The sequence below is a fragment of the Flavobacterium saccharophilum genome (assembly GCF_900142735.1).
Lineage (GTDB): Bacteria > Bacteroidota > Bacteroidia > Flavobacteriales > Flavobacteriaceae > Flavobacterium > Flavobacterium saccharophilum.
In genome coordinates this window covers 340316-354675 of the sequence record NZ_FRBY01000001.1, presented here as the reverse complement: position 1 = coordinate 354675, position 14360 = coordinate 340316, and the positions used below count along the sequence as shown (strand labels likewise).

Genomic DNA, 14360 nt, shown 5'->3' with positions numbered 1-14360 from the left:
CTGAAACTTGAAACTTTCCAATATTTAAGAATAAATAATAAGCTGTATTTTTGTGTTTATTAAATCTATTTTATGAGCACAAAAATTCTACATATCGACAGCAACAATCCAATCCTTTGGCAACAACTTGAAGAAGCGGGTTTTGAAAACCATGCCGACTTCAAATCTTCGAAAGAAGAGATCGAGGCAAAAATTCACGAGTATAACGGAATCGTAATTAGAAGCCGTTTTAAAATTGATAAAACGTTTTTAGATAAAGGAACCAATTTACAGTTTATTGCCAGAGTTGGCGCGGGTTTAGAAAGTATCGATTGTGATTATGCAGAGGCAAAAGGAATCCACTTAATTGCTGCTCCGGAAGGTAATCGCAACGCTGTTGCAGAACATTCTTTGGGTGTAATTTTATCACTTTTCAATAATTTGAATCAGGCTGACGCCGAAATAAGAGCCGGACACTGGAATCGTGAAAGCAATCGCGGACATGAACTTGACGGAAAAACAGTCGGTATTATTGGTTATGGAAATATGGGGAAAGCATTTGCCAAAAAACTTCGTGGTTTTGACGTTGCTGTTTTATTTCATGATATTTTAGAAAACATTGGTGATGAAAATGCCAAACAAGTTTCGCTGGCAGAATTACAAAAAAGGGCAGATGTTTTGAGTTTACATCTTCCATGGACACCAGAAACAGACAAAATGGTAAACGCAGATTTTATAAACGCATTTGCAAAGCCATTTTGGGTCATTAATACTTCACGTGGTAAAAATATCGTTACAGCAGATTTAGTTGAAGCCATGAAGTCTAAAAAGATTCTGGGAGCAGGTTTGGATGTTTTGGAGTATGAGAAGTTATCTTTTGAAACACTTTTTCAGGATAAAAACACTCCGGAAGCTTTTCAATATTTATTACTAGCCAAAAATGTTTTGTTAACGCCGCATATTGCAGGCTGGACTTTTGAAAGTCATGAAAGATTGGCGCAGGTTATTGTAGACAAAATTAAGGCAGTTTATGCTTAATAATGCAATGTAGCTAAGGCTTAAAGAGTTGTGTTTTTTCTGTAATATCAATTTAGTTTTTAATAACAAGGCTTTTCTTTAAAAGTAACATTCAGAATTAGTTTTTAAGATTATTTTTTTCTAATATTGTTCGGAAAATTTTTAACAAAATTTTTGGACAGGAGCAGCCGAAAATCCTAAACAGAGTAGGATTAACTAACTAATTTTATAAATAATGATTGAATGGTACAAAAAAGTAGTTTTTAAAAACTATGGAAATTTTAGCGGAAGAGCTAGAAGAAGCGAATACTGGTACTTTATGCTTGCGCAGTTTTTAATTTTTATTGGTTTTGTAATGATTGGATCGTTAATAGGCTTAATTTTCGATAGCCCTGAAAATGGCTTCTTTATAGCTTATGGTCTTTTTGTTTTTTATTTACTACTTATGATTATTCCTTATCTGGCAGTTGTTGTTAGAAGGTTGCATGATACAGGAAAAAGCGGTTGGTATTATTTAGTTTCTTTTATACCATTTGTTGGAGGAATTTGGATGTTGGTACTAATGTGTACAGAAGGAGATTATGGAGCAAATGATTATGGAGCAGATCCTAAAAATGAGTTTGAAGAAATGAACGAAATCGGAAACGTTGAATTACAATAAATAATAATATAATAAAAGATGGAAACTACAAAACCAGAGGCTTGGAATACTCCAGCCGCACCAAGACAAGAAAATAAAAAAGTATTAGCAGGCGTTTTAGCTTTAGTTTTTGGATATTTAGGAATTCATAAATTTATACTAGGTTATACTCAGGAAGGAATTATTCAATTAGTAATTAGTATTGTTACTTGTGGACTAGGTGGTATAATTGGGTTTATAGAAGGAATTATTTACCTGACAAAATCAGACGAAGATTTTTATCAAACCTATCAGGTTGGGAAAAAAGGCTGGTTCTAAAACATAAAAAATCCCATTCGTCGCGGCGGATGGGATTTCTTTTTTTTAAAATAATTAATTTCAAATCTAAAATTAAAGAATATGGAAAATACACAATCAGAGTTTGGAGCTCCCAAGCCAGAAAATAAAAAAGTACTAGCGGGTGTTTTAGCTATAGTTCTTGGATATTTAGGAATTCATAAGTTTATATTAGGTTATACCAAAGAAGGAGTTATTCAGATTCTTTTAACGCTTCTTTGCGGAGTCGGTGCCGTAATTGGTCTAATAGAAGGAATTATTTACCTGACAAAATCGGATGAAGATTTTTACCAAACGTATCAGGTGGGTAGAAAACCCTGGTTTTAAAACATAAAAAATCCCGTTAGTACTTTACTAACGGGATTTTCTTTTTATATCAATTTGCAATTAATCTTCTTTCTCAGATAATTTGCGTTCTAATTCTATTTGAAATTCTTCAATAACAGGTTTCATTGTGCTTTCTGGAATATCGGCTATTCTAATGTACATTAAACCGTCAATTGCATTGTTGAATAAAGGATCGACGTTGAAAGCCACAACACGCGCATTTTGCTTGATGTATTTCTTAATTAAAACAGGCAAACGTAAATTTCCTGGTTCTAATTCGTCAATGATTTTATCAAATTTATTTAAGTCCGATTCGGCTTCATCAAAAATAAAGTCTTTATCAGCATCTTTCAGTTTTACTTTATATGCTTTTTTCGGATGAATGTATTGCGCAATATAAGGATCGTAATAATTTGACTTCATAAACTCAATCATCAATGATTTAGAGAAATCAGAGAATTGATTACTGATACTCACACCACCTAACAAGTATTTATGCTCAGGATAACGTAGAGTCGTATGAATAATTCCTTTCCATAATAAGAACAAAGGCATTGGTTTTTGCTGATAATCTTTGATGATAAAAGCACGACCCATTTCGATCGATTTGTGCATCATATCATGCAATTCTGGCTCAAATCTAAACAAGTCATTCAGGTAAAAACCTTCAATTCCGTATTTAGGATAAATTTCAGACCCCAATCCCATACGGTAGGCACCTGCAATTTTTTTGGTTTCATCATCCCATAAAAACATGTGGTGATAATATTGGTCAAATTTATCTAAATCGATAGATTCATTTGTCCCTTCACCAACTTCACGGAATGTGATTTCGCGTAGACGACCAATTTCATGCAGAATATTCGGAACAGATTTAGCTGTAGCAAAAAAGACTTCGTAATTTTTACTTTGCAACAAACGGCAATCGCTGTTTCTTAAAGCATCAACTTCAGCAATCATTTTTGATTCACTTGCCGGCGTAACGATTTTTTTAGGTGCTTTTGGTATTTTTAAACTTGCAGTATCAATTAATTTACTGTCCTTTTCAAAAGGATTGGCAAGCATATACGTTTTCTTTCTTAAGAATTCTGAATACTCTTCAAACGATTCAATTTCGTTTTGTTCGTTTACCGAGATCGGTTTACCAATACGAACTTTAATGACACGGTCTTTTTGAGTTAACAATTCAGATGGCAATTTTGCTGTACGCAAAGTATCATCAATTTTAGAAAGCCAATAAAATAATCTGCTGTTTTTAGCGTGGAAATAAATGGGTACAACAGGAACTTTTGCTTTTCTGATTAACTTCAAAGCGCCTTCTTCCCAAGGTTTGTCAACGACCAATTTCCCATCTTTATAAGTCGAAACTTCCCCGGCAGGGAAAATTCCTAACGGTTTCCCATCGCTTAAGTGACGTAAAGTTTCTTTGATTCCCACTACGCTTGATTTGGCATCCTTATGATTTTCAAAAGGATTCACCGGCATGATGTATTTTTTAAGCGGAACAATTCGGTGTAATAAAAAATTGGCGATGATTTTGAAATTGGGTTCTCTCTCAAGCATTAATTTCAAAAGCAAAATACCGTCAATCCCTCCAAGCGGATGATTTGAGATCGTAATATAGGCGCCATCTTTAGGTAAACGTTTTAAATCTTCTTCAGGAATTTCGAATTTAATCTCCATTTCATCCAAAATACCGTTCAAAAATGGAACATCCTCTAAGTGTTTATTGTGATCGTAAATTTTATTAAGGGTAGAGATCTTAAGAACCTTCATAAGAATCCAGCCAGAAAAAGTACCGAAAACTCCGTACTTATCAACATTTATTGCCTTTGCAACTTCTTTCGCGGTAACTAAACCCATGTACTATTTTTAATTTATTAGAGCAGCGAACAAAGATAACAAAAAACTCTACTTTTCGTTGATTCAAACGCAAACTTTCCACTTTTTTATTACATTTGGAATCCTAAAAAAAATACAGTGATGAAAATTATTTCTTATAATGTTAACGGAATTCGTGCAGCAATTACTAAAGGTTTTATCGAATGGCTGCAACACGCGAACCCTGATGTAATTTGCCTTCAGGAAATAAAAGCGACCCAGGAACAAATTCCGGTCGATGATATCACGGCCGCTGGCTATCCGTTTCAATATTATTATCCCGCAACAAAAAAAGGGTATAGCGGTGTAGCTATACTTTCTAAAATAAAACCCAATAATGTCGTTTTCGGAACCGGTATTCACCATATGGATTATGAGGGGCGTAACCTTCGTGCCGATTTTGACGACTGTTCTGTAATGAGTTTATACCTTCCATCGGGAACAAATATTGAAAGATTAGATCATAAATTTATGTTTATGGATGACTTTCAAAACTACATCAATGAATTAAAAGTAACCATTCCGAATCTGATAATTTGCGGCGATTATAACATATGCCACGAAGCTATCGACATTCATGATCCGGTTCGTAATAAAACCGTTTCCGGATTTTTGCCTCAGGAACGTGCCTGGCTAGATGCTTTCATGAAATCTGGTTTTATAGACAGTTTCCGTCATTTTAACAAAGATCCGCATCATTATTCATGGTGGAGTTACCGTGCCGGAGCCCGCGGGAATAACAAAGGTTGGCGTATTGACTACAATTTGGTAAGCGATTCTATGGAGCACAGATTAAAACGTGCGGTAATTCTTCCAGACGCCGTTCACTCAGATCATTGTCCTGTTTTAGTTGAAATTGACTAAAGTTTGGTATTGTTCTTGTTGAAAGAATAGCAGTTTAAAATTCAAAATTGATATTGTCATTGATATTGTCATTGATATTAACATTGAAATTGACATTGAAATTGATATTAACATTGAAATTGACATTGAAATTGAAATTGACATTGAATTTTGATATTGTATAATTATTAATACCCTCCAAATAAAAACAGAAAATAAAATGATTAAAAAGGCCTCAGTCGGATTACTAGTTGTAGCGATGTCTATGACTTCATGCGTATCCAAGAAAATCTACAACGATCTTGAATCCAAATATTCAGATCTTAAAAAAGAAAATCGTTCCATTGCTGATGAAAATGCAGAATTGCAAAAATCAAAAAATCAGTTAGAATTAGATCGTGATAAATTAACCAAAGATTTAGAAAGCACAAAGAATGATCTTGCCAAGCAAAAAGCAGATTTAGCTGCAGCTCAAAATAAATTTAAGGTTTTACAAGATTCGTATAATGCATTAGAGAAAAACAGCAACGATGCATTAGAAAGCAATATGGCTAAAAACCGTGAATTGTTAGCGCAATTAGAAGCAAAATCTAAAAAATTAGCCGAAGAACAAGCTCGTTTAGATAAAACAGCAAGTCGCCTAAATGAATTGGAAGCTATGATCGCAGCAAAAGAAGCAGCAATGAAAAAACTGAAAGAAACGTTGTCTAAAGCCCTAAACGGTTTTGAAGGAAAAGGTTTGACTGTAGAACAGAAAAACGGAAAAGTATATGTTTCTATGGAAAACAAATTGCTTTTCAATTCAGGAAGTTGGGCTGTTGGAGTAGAAGGTAGAAAAGCAGTTGTTGAATTAGGAAAAGTATTAGGAGACAATCCGGATCTTTCTGTTCTTATTGAAGGACATACAGATGACGATCCATACGCTGGTTCTGGACCAATTGCAAACAACTGGGATTTATCAACAAAAAGAGCAACTGCAATTGTAAATATTTTAAGTGAAAACACTAAAATCAACAAACAAAAATTAACAGCGGCGGGTCGTAGCGAATTTTCTCCTTTGGCAAGCAACGCCACTCCGGAAGGAAAGGCTAAAAACCGAAGAATCGAAATCATCTTGACTCCAAGATTAGATGAGATTGCTGAGATGCTTAATAGCATTAATTAAGGTACAGAGGTTCAAAGATGCAAAGGCTCAGAGTTTTTAACTTTGGGCCTTTTTTTTGCAAGGTTTCCAAAACCTTATTCTTTTTTTAACTTCTGTAGAATTTTCATTTGAATTTTACCTTTGTACCTTTGAACCTCTGCAACTTTGAACCTTAAAAAGAAAAGAATGAAATACACAACTTTACCCAATACCGATATAAAAGTTAGTAAAATCTGTCTCGGAACGATGACTTTCGGGCAACAAAATACAGAAGAAGAAGGCCATGCGCAAATGGATTATGCACTTGAAAGAGGCGTAAACTTTTTTGATACTGCCGAAATGTACTCGGTTCCGGCAAGTGAAGCGACGTACGGAAGTACCGAGAAAATTGTTGGAACCTGGTTTAAGAAATCAGGAAACCGTGAAAAAGTGGTTTTAGCTTCAAAAATAGCGGGTCCAAATGCGAATTTTGGCTATATGCGCGAAAAATTAGATTTCTCTCCGGCAAGTATTAAACATGCTGTAGAAAATAGCTTAAAACGCCTTCAAACGGATTATATCGACTTATATCAAATGCATTGGCCAGAACGCAAGACCAATACTTTTGGACAGCGTGCTTTTAAAGTTCAAAGTGACCATTGGGAAGATAATTTCAGAGAAGTCCTGGAGACTTTTGATGGATTGATTAAAGAAGGGAAAATAAAACATATTGGTGTTTCAAATGAAAATGCCTGGGGAATGATGCGCTTTCTGGAAGAAAGCAAGTATCAAAACCTTCCAAGAATCAAAACAATTCAAAATCCTTACAACTTATTAAATCGCCTTTTTGAGGTTGGTTCTGCAGAAGTTTCGATGCATGAAAATGTTGGTTTACTAGGATATTCCCCATTAGGATTTGGAACTTTGACGGGTAAATTCTTAACAGGTGAAGAACATCCAAATGCGCGAATCAAACTTTTCCCGCAATATACGCGTTACGCTAGCGAGCAATGTACGCAAGCAACAAAATTGTATTTGGAAATTGCTAAAAAACACGGATTAACATTGACAGAATTAGCAATGGGTTTCGTATTGCAACAGCCATTTCTAACAAGTGCTATTATTGGGGCTACAACATTGGCACAATTAAAAGAAAATATCGATACAATTGATATTGTGCTTTCAAAAGAGATCTTAAATGAGATCGAGAAAGTTCAGGCTATTATTCCTGATCCTGCGCCGTAAGGAGCTATTGCCACAAAGTCACGAAGTCGCAAATTTTTTTATTTAAAAATGAAAAACTTTGCGACTTCTTAGCTTTTATGATATTAAAATAAACACTTTGTGTCTTAGTGCCTTCGTGGCAAATCTTTAAAGATCAAATTCATCTCCAATAGCCAAAGAATCAACAGGAACAAGAGTCGAATCCGGTGCTTTAATTCTGATTAAAGAACGAGCGTTTCCAGAAATGTAAACAGGTAATTGCCCAATTGTATCTTCGGGAACTAAAAGTCCTCTTCTAAACATTAAGTTCTTTAAGAATTTCTGATTTTTTACAGCGTAATCTTTCAAATTTCCTTGTTCATTAAATTGATACATGAACTTTCGAGGCTTTGGGATAATGGTTGCCAAATACAAGCATTCGTCTACATTTAAGGCTGAAGGGCTTTTTTGGAAGTAAAAATGACTCGCTTCGCCAATTCCGTATACGTTTGGTCCCCATTCGATAATGTTGAAATATACTTCCAGCATTCTTTCTTTACTGGCAATTCGGTTGTTTTCTAAGATATAAACCAAGAGAATTTCTTCCAGCTTTCGCGAAAGCGTTTTTTCCCTTGTCAGAAAAACGTTTTTAATCAACTGCATGCTGATGGTACTAGCACCGCGCGAGAATTTTTTGGTTCTAATATTCTTCAGAATCGATTGTTTGAAAGCTTCATTTATAAATCCGCGATGCGAAAAGAAAGATGGATCTTCTGTTGTCAGAACAGATTTTCTCAAATAAGGCGATATCTGGTCTAAAGGTGTGTAATTTGGATTTGCATTTCCGACCAAAATTGGACGTTGTAATACGTTTTGAATAATGGCGCGATAGACAAATTCACCATTCAATTTGTTTAGATTGGCTTCTCCGTATTTCGTTATTCTTAAATCTTCCTTATTCATTTTGCTGTCAAAAACCAGCGTATTCGGTTTGTTTTTGTTGAATTTGAAGTCTAGTTTATAATCGAAATTTCCAGTCGCTTCCATTCCCTGGAAATGCGTAAACAATCCATCAGGCAAGGAAACAATAAAATCCTGTGCCTTCATTTTCGGAATAGTAACCTTCAAAGTATAAACAGTATCTTTTTCTGTATTATAAGAAACATAAGGTTTTACTTTTATCTTGTTCAATTGCATGGTTGAAGTGCTGTCAATCGAAATAAAATCGTCTCCCAATAAAAAACGATAATCAAAACGGGCATTTTTGATCACAACATCTTTACTGGCAATTTTGGGATGATTGATTTTTAAATTGGTAATCGAAGTATAACCATCAATATGCAGCTCGCTTCCGTCTTTATCAATATTTGCAACGTTCAGACGAATTGAATCAAAACTGGCTTTAAGATTATAACGTTCGTCTAAATAAGGAACGCGAATAGCGCCGGTATCCAAGTTGAAAAATCGGATATCTGCTTTTTTGTTTCTTGGATCTGCAAAACCTTTTATATTCCAGCGTTGATCGAAATTCTTGCTTTGTACATGAAGATTGGTTTCGAGCTGTTTGTTGTCTAAAACGAGTTTATTAATTGCAATTGACGCTTTTTTGCCATTGTCATCAATTTTAAAATTCAGATTTTCCAGCTTCATATCGGTTGGAACCAAATTCAATAGTTGTGAGATAATGCGATAAGCAAAAGTCGCATATTTACGTTTTTCGTTAGTATCCGACTCTGATTTATCTCTTTTTAAAAAGGCATCAAAATTTCGAACTTTTCCTTTTTTTACAAATTGAACATAGCCGTTGTTGATTTTCAAAGTTCCAACCTGAACGTCGCCAATCAATAAACTGGATAAACTGATGCTGGTTTCTATTTTATGGATGTGAAAAAGCGTGTCTGCATTTTTAGGAACCAGAATAACATCTGATAATTTAATCGTAGACAAACCGTCAAACGAAGCCGATTTCACTGAAAAAGTACTATTATAATCGACATTCATTTTGTGGGTTACTTTGGCAATAGCTTGTTTTAAAAGCGAATTACGGAAAAAGTAAAGTCCTGAAAAAAGCACTGCTAATACCAGGGCAAGTATTAAGAGTGCTTTATATATTTTTTGTTTTGGAAAATTCATAAAGTAAGTTTATAAATAATTAACCAAATAAAATACTGGCTACATCTTCAATTTTGGCCACAAGCTCAATTTTGATTCCGGTATTTTTTAAGGCGATTTTATTGTACTTGGATACAAAGATAGTATTGAATCCTAATTTTTCAGCTTCCTGAATGCGTTGGTCTACGCGATTTACAGGACGAATTTCGCCCGAAAGTCCAACTTCGCCGGCAAAACAGAATCCCTTGGTTACCGGAATATCTTCATTTGAAGATAAAATGGCGGCGACAACGGCTAAATCAATTGCGGGATCATCAACAGAAATTCCACCTGTTACATTTAGGAATACGTCTTTGGCTCCTAATCGGAATCCAGCTCTTTTTTCTAAAACAGCCAAAATCATGTTTAATCTTTTTGCGTTGTAGCCTGTAGTGCTTCGTTGAGGTGTTCCGTAAACGGCAGTACTTACTAATGATTGTATTTCAATCATCAACGGACGCATACCTTCCATAGTAGTGGCAATCGCAGTTCCGGACATTTCTTCGTCTTTGTGCGAAATCAATATTTCTGAAGGATTGCTAACTTCTCGCAGACCGCTTCCTAACATTTCGTAAATACCCAATTCGGCGGTTGAGCCAAAACGGTTTTTTAAGGAACGTAAAATTCGGTAAACGTGATTTCGATCGCCTTCAAATTGCAAAACGGTATCAACCATATGTTCGAGAATTTTTGGTCCGGCGATATTTCCGTCTTTTGTAATATGCCCGATTAAGATAACCGGAATATTGGTTTCTTTAGCAAATTTGATCAGCTCAGCGGTAGTTTCTCTAATTTGAGATATACTTCCAGCGGTTGATTCAATATAATCCGTGTGCAAAGTCTGAATCGAATCGATAATGACAATTTCGGGCTGAATGGCTTCAATTTGTTTGAAGATATTCTGCGTTTTAGTTTCTGTTAAAATATAACAATTGTCACTGTTTGGGGTGATTCGTTCCGCACGCATTTTTATTTGTTTCTGACTTTCTTCACCAGAAACATAAAGTGTTTTATAGGGTAGTTTTAACGAAATTTGAAGCAAAAGTGTACTTTTTCCTATTCCGGGTTCGCCTCCTAAAAGCGTCAAAGATCCAGGAACGATTCCGCCACCTAAAACACGATTCAATTCACCATCAGTAGTGTCCATTCGGATTTCCTGAGCCGAATCAATTTCGTTGATTTTTAAGGGGCGCGGAGCTTTGGTGCTGGAAGTTGGTTCGCTTTTCCAGGCCACTTTTTCCTGCTTCTGAATGATTTCCTCAGCAATAGTATTCCATTCTTTACAGGCATTGCATTGTCCTTGCCATTTGGCATATTGGGTTCCGCAATTCTGACAAAAAAAGGAAGTTTTAACTTTTGACATTATTTGGTTTTTTTGGCAAGTGTATTCATTTCATCAATTTTCTCATACATCAAATCCTTGTTCAAATCGCCAATTGGTTCCATTTGCGAAGCATTTTGATATTTTTTTGAAGCATGTTTCGGATCGCCCATTTTTTCATACATCAGTCCTAATTCATATTCTCCCAACATAGCTTTTGGATAATTTACATTTCCAATTTCGGCCATTTTTCCTAATTCGTCGTAGGCGTTCTTTTTTAATATAAGAGTCTCTATAATTTTGAAATCACTAATTCTTACAGGAATTTGAACTCCTAAAACTTTAGACATGACATTGTATTTATTCTCCAGATAATCAGCATAACCTGATTCAAGAACAGCGATTTTTTCATTGTATTCTGCAGAATTTATCGGTCTGTACACTTCAAAAATTTGATATAAAGCGCTTGGTATGGCATGTAATACCTGAGTGTAATGTGTTGTTCCTTTGAATAAATCGTATTTATAATTTACTAACGGATTGTTAGCAATTTTAATATTGCTGTCTAATTTTTCAATAGGTTCTTTAATTTTTTTATTGTCTCCATCAGCTACAGATAAATAGTAAAACAAAGGCTCAGTCACTTTGGCAAATTTTTCAGGAACCCTAATTTCCATTTTATTGGCAAGTTCAGGACTGAAAGATATGTATGCATTAAAAAGAGGTTGCTCCTTATATAAATAGAAATTAATGAAACTTGCAGTTATATCATGTCCGGCAATAATTCTAAAAGGCGCTGTGCGGTATTTTTTTTCAATGTACGGAACTAATTCGGCACCTATAAATTCATAAAATTCGGCACCTTTTTCAAAAGGAAGCCCAGTATTTTGATCAATAGTTGTATCGTCTTCGCGTTCATCATTTTTATTTTGATGAACCCCAATGATGATCATTTCTGGTAAATCTCCCCAGTAATTGCCGTAACTTATAGCTCCGGAGAAAGGATCAAATAAATAATCTCCATCTAATAAATATAGGACAGGATATTTTTTTTCAGGATTTGCTTCATAAGAAGCGGGAAGTCCGATCGTTATTCTTCTTTCTTCTCCCAATTTTTCAGATTGAATATTGTCAAATTTTTTCTGGGCAAATGAAGAAATTGACACTAAAATAAACAGTAGGTAAGCTTTTTTCATGATTTGTGGCATTTCAGTAAATTAAAAAGTATTGAAATAGTGTAGCAATATAATACTTTATTTGCTTTTTTCTTACAGTAGGATTTTAAAAAGCAAGTAACTTTTGGGTTGGAATCTGTTTTGATTTTAGACCAAAGAAATAGCGTTTGTACAAAATAAATTTTGCCAAAAAAATGGGAAGATAAAGTGTAAAAGGAATACTTAAGTTAACGAATTGTCGTTTTCATTAGGGAAAATGATCCATGGTTTGAAGGTTTTGGCTTCTTCAAAATCCAGGGTAGCATATGATATAATGATAATAATGTCATCTTTTTGAACTTTTCTTGCTGCAGGACCATTCAGTGTAATGTCACCTGAATTTTTTTCTCCTTTAATAGCATAAGTTTCAAAACGTTCGCCATTATTGATATTTACAATAGATACTTTTTCACCTTCAATAATATTTGAGGCTTCCAGTAATGTTTCGTCAATAGTAATACTGCCGATGTAATTTAAATCAGCTCCAGTTACTTTTACACGATGAATTTTAGATTTTATAACTTGAATTTGCATGTTGCAAAGGTAAATTAATTTAATGAAATGGTGTCAATCAGTCTTATAGAATTAACAAATACCGCTATAAACGCACGATATTTTTTATCGTTAATTTTGTTTTCTATAGGTAATAATGTGGATTCGTCAGCAATAACGAAATATTCAAGTTCAAATCTTGGATTGTCTTTGAAAGAATTTTCTACAAATTCTAAAGTTTCTTCCGGGCTTTTAGTTTTAAATATCTCTTTGGCTTCCGTTAATGTTTGATAAATAATAGCTGCTTCTTTTCGTTCTTCAGCAGTTAAGCGTTCATTTCGGGAGCTCATAGCCAACTGATTGTCTTCTCTGAAAATAGGACAGCCCACAACATTTACCGGCATATGATTTTTTTCGACCATCTTTTTAACGATTTGCAGCTGTTGAAAATCCTTCTCACCAAAATAAGCATTGGTTGGAGTAACAATTTCAAATAATCGTTTTACAATGGTTCCGACTCCGTTAAAATGTCCGGGTCTGAATTTTCCTTCCATTTGATTTTCCAGTCCGTCAAAATCGAAATCCTGTGATATTGTCTTTCCTTCATAGATATCTTCTACAGAAGGAGCATATAAAATCATTTTGTCACTTAAACCTCGCATTTTTTTCACATCTTCTTCAAGTGTTCTTGGGTATTTTGCAAGATCTTCAGGATTGTTGAATTGAGTAGGGTTGACGAAAATACTAACAACAGTATCATCGTTTTCTTTAAGAGATCGTTGCATTAAAGCCAGATGCCCTTGATGTAAAGCGCCCATTGTTGGTACAAATCCGATCGTTGAATTTGTGGTTTTGATAGTTTTTAAATAGGCTATCAAAGCTACTTTACCGTAGAAAATATGCATGGCGGTATTATTAAAATTTAGTGCAAACATAATATATTAGTTATAAACTGCATAAATTTTTGTAATTTTGCAACGTTTTTATTACCAAAAATTAAGTAAAATACTATTATGAAAGATAAGAGGATATTATATGTATCATCTGAAGTCGTGCCTTATTTGGCTGAAAATGAGGTTTCTTTAATGTCTTACGACGTTCCAAAAATGATTAATGATCAAGGAGGTCAGATCAGAATTTTCATGCCAAGATATGGAAATATCAACGAACGAAGACACCAGTTACACGAAGTAATTAGACTTTCAGGAATGAATTTGGTAGTGAATGACTTAGATATGCCATTGATTATTAAAGTAGCTTCAATTCCGAAAGAAAGAATTCAGGTTTATTTTATCGATAATGATGAATATTTTAAGCGTAAAGCAACTTTTGCTGACGAGGAGGGAGTTTTGTATCCTGATAATGACGAAAGAGCAATATTTTTTGCAAAAGGAGTTGTAGAAACAGTAAAAAAATTAAATTGGGTTCCCGATATTATTCACGTTCATGGTTGGTTGGCTGCTATGTTGCCAATTTATATGAAGCATTATTATAAAAACGAAGCCTTATTTTCTGAAACTAAAATTGTAACATCTGTTTATGGGCAGTCTTTTGATGAAAATTTAGATTTAGAAATGATAAACAAGGTGAAATTTGATGGTGTGCCACATGAGTCCGTGTCTGATTTAGAAACTCCTAATTACGAAAATATCTTAAAGGCCAGTATATTACATTCTGATGCTGTTATTATAGCGTCTGAAAACGTATCCCCAAGTTTAACAAAATTTATAGAATCTTCAGGAAAACCTTTTTTACCTTTCGCCACGAAAGATGCATTCGCTGAAGCGTATACAAATTTCTATAAAAGTATGGGTCTTTAAATTTTAACTTTAT

General features: G+C 34.4%; 14 protein-coding genes. 8 read left to right on the top strand and 6 right to left on the bottom strand.

What is annotated here, in order from left to right; all coding sequences use genetic code 11:
- Positions 1–72 precede the first annotated feature (72 nt).
- From BUA98_RS01465 to BUA98_RS01450, 4 genes are all read left to right on the top strand, one after another.
- A complete protein-coding gene (locus tag BUA98_RS01465) occupies positions 73–1017 on the top strand; it encodes a 2-hydroxyacid dehydrogenase (RefSeq protein ID WP_072969892.1) in 945 nt (314 codons plus the stop codon).
- 214 nt (positions 1018–1231) lie between these two features.
- Entirely contained in the window at positions 1232–1657 is a 426-nt protein-coding gene (locus tag BUA98_RS01460; RefSeq protein ID WP_072969891.1) for a DUF805 domain-containing protein, read from the top strand.
- Positions 1658–1675: 18 nt separating this feature from the next.
- Positions 1676–1954 (top strand): TM2 domain-containing protein, encoded by a 279-nt coding sequence (locus tag BUA98_RS01455; RefSeq protein ID WP_072969890.1) that lies wholly within the window; start codon positions 1676–1678, stop codon positions 1952–1954.
- Between the two features lie 81 nt (positions 1955–2035).
- Positions 2036–2299: a TM2 domain-containing protein gene (locus BUA98_RS01450; protein ID WP_072969889.1), complete on the top strand. Its 264-nt coding sequence runs from the start codon at positions 2036–2038 to the stop codon at positions 2297–2299.
- Positions 2300–2359: 60 nt separating this feature from the next.
- On the opposite strand, the gene BUA98_RS01445 is transcribed toward BUA98_RS01450, so the two are convergent.
- Positions 2360–4162, bottom strand: a complete 1803-nt coding sequence (locus tag BUA98_RS01445; protein WP_072969888.1) for a GNAT family N-acyltransferase — start codon at positions 4160–4162, stop codon at positions 2360–2362.
- Positions 4163–4282: 120 nt separating this feature from the next.
- Between BUA98_RS01445 and BUA98_RS01440 the strand changes: the two genes are divergently transcribed.
- The 3 genes from BUA98_RS01440 (at position 4283) to BUA98_RS01430 (ending at position 7391) form a co-directional block, all read left to right on the top strand.
- Positions 4283–5044, top strand: coding sequence for an exodeoxyribonuclease III (locus BUA98_RS01440; protein WP_072969887.1), 762 nt, complete (start codon positions 4283–4285; stop codon positions 5042–5044).
- A gap of 199 nt (positions 5045–5243) precedes the next feature.
- Positions 5244–6188, top strand: a complete 945-nt coding sequence (locus tag BUA98_RS01435) for an OmpA/MotB family protein (RefSeq protein WP_072969886.1) — start codon at positions 5244–5246, stop codon at positions 6186–6188.
- A gap of 165 nt (positions 6189–6353) precedes the next feature.
- Positions 6354–7391 carry an aldo/keto reductase gene (locus BUA98_RS01430; RefSeq protein ID WP_072969885.1) on the top strand — a complete coding sequence of 346 codons (1038 nt, stop codon included), beginning with the start codon at positions 6354–6356 and terminating at the stop codon, positions 7389–7391.
- 126 nt (positions 7392–7517) lie between these two features.
- Here BUA98_RS01430 and BUA98_RS01425 read toward each other — a convergent pair whose 3' ends face one another.
- The 5 genes from BUA98_RS01425 to panC all read right to left on the bottom strand — a co-directional run bounded on the left by BUA98_RS01425 (position 7518) and on the right by panC (position 13462).
- A complete protein-coding gene (locus tag BUA98_RS01425; protein ID WP_072969884.1) occupies positions 7518–9482 on the bottom strand; it encodes a transglycosylase domain-containing protein in 1965 nt (654 codons plus the stop codon).
- A 19-nt stretch (positions 9483–9501) separates the two neighbouring features.
- On the bottom strand, positions 9502–10863 hold the full coding sequence (radA, locus tag BUA98_RS01420; RefSeq protein WP_026984157.1) for a DNA repair protein RadA: 1362 nt from the start codon (positions 10861–10863) through the stop codon (positions 9502–9504).
- Positions 10863–12017 (bottom strand): alpha/beta hydrolase, encoded by a 1155-nt coding sequence (locus tag BUA98_RS01415; RefSeq protein ID WP_072969883.1) that lies wholly within the window; start codon positions 12015–12017, stop codon positions 10863–10865. Before BUA98_RS01415 ends, radA begins: the two co-directional genes overlap by 1 nt.
- Before the next feature lie 201 nt (positions 12018–12218).
- The gene (panD, locus tag BUA98_RS01410; RefSeq protein WP_026984155.1) at positions 12219–12569 is read right to left on the bottom strand and encodes an aspartate 1-decarboxylase; all 351 of its coding nucleotides are present in this window, start codon (positions 12567–12569) and stop codon (positions 12219–12221) included.
- A 14-nt stretch (positions 12570–12583) separates the two neighbouring features.
- On the bottom strand, positions 12584–13462 hold the full coding sequence (panC, locus tag BUA98_RS01405; protein ID WP_072969882.1) for a pantoate--beta-alanine ligase: 879 nt from the start codon (positions 13460–13462) through the stop codon (positions 12584–12586).
- A 78-nt stretch (positions 13463–13540) separates the two neighbouring features.
- Here panC and BUA98_RS01400 point away from each other — a divergent pair, with 78 nt between their 5' ends.
- Complete coding sequence (locus BUA98_RS01400) at positions 13541–14347, top strand: glycogen/starch synthase (protein WP_072969881.1); 807 nt, start codon at positions 13541–13543, stop codon at positions 14345–14347.
- Positions 14348–14360 lie beyond the last annotated feature (13 nt).

Excerpts from the sequence above, each read along its gene's own strand:
- BUA98_RS01465 (WP_072969892.1), top strand. The coding sequence starts at position 73 with ATGAGCACAAAAATTCTACATATCGACAGCAACAATCCAATCCTTTGG.
- BUA98_RS01460 (WP_072969891.1), top strand. The coding sequence starts at position 1,232 with ATGATTGAATGGTACAAAAAAGTAGTTTTTAAAAACTATGGAAATTTT.
- BUA98_RS01455 (WP_072969890.1), top strand. The coding sequence starts at position 1,676 with ATGGAAACTACAAAACCAGAGGCTTGGAATACTCCAGCCGCACCAAGA.
- BUA98_RS01450 (WP_072969889.1), top strand. The coding sequence starts at position 2,036 with ATGGAAAATACACAATCAGAGTTTGGAGCTCCCAAGCCAGAAAATAAA.
- BUA98_RS01445 (WP_072969888.1), bottom strand. The coding sequence starts at position 4,162 with ATGGGTTTAGTTACCGCGAAAGAAGTTGCAAAGGCAATAAATGTTGAT.
- BUA98_RS01440 (WP_072969887.1), top strand. The coding sequence starts at position 4,283 with ATGAAAATTATTTCTTATAATGTTAACGGAATTCGTGCAGCAATTACT.
- BUA98_RS01435 (WP_072969886.1), top strand. The coding sequence starts at position 5,244 with ATGATTAAAAAGGCCTCAGTCGGATTACTAGTTGTAGCGATGTCTATG.
- BUA98_RS01430 (WP_072969885.1), top strand. The coding sequence starts at position 6,354 with ATGAAATACACAACTTTACCCAATACCGATATAAAAGTTAGTAAAATC.
- BUA98_RS01425 (WP_072969884.1), bottom strand. The coding sequence starts at position 9,482 with ATGAATTTTCCAAAACAAAAAATATATAAAGCACTCTTAATACTTGCC.
- radA (WP_026984157.1), bottom strand. The coding sequence starts at position 10,863 with ATGTCAAAAGTTAAAACTTCCTTTTTTTGTCAGAATTGCGGAACCCAA.
- BUA98_RS01415 (WP_072969883.1), bottom strand. The coding sequence starts at position 12,017 with ATGAAAAAAGCTTACCTACTGTTTATTTTAGTGTCAATTTCTTCATTT.
- panD (WP_026984155.1), bottom strand. The coding sequence starts at position 12,569 with ATGCAAATTCAAGTTATAAAATCTAAAATTCATCGTGTAAAAGTAACT.
- panC (WP_072969882.1), bottom strand. The coding sequence starts at position 13,462 with ATGTTTGCACTAAATTTTAATAATACCGCCATGCATATTTTCTACGGT.
- BUA98_RS01400 (WP_072969881.1), top strand. The coding sequence starts at position 13,541 with ATGAAAGATAAGAGGATATTATATGTATCATCTGAAGTCGTGCCTTAT.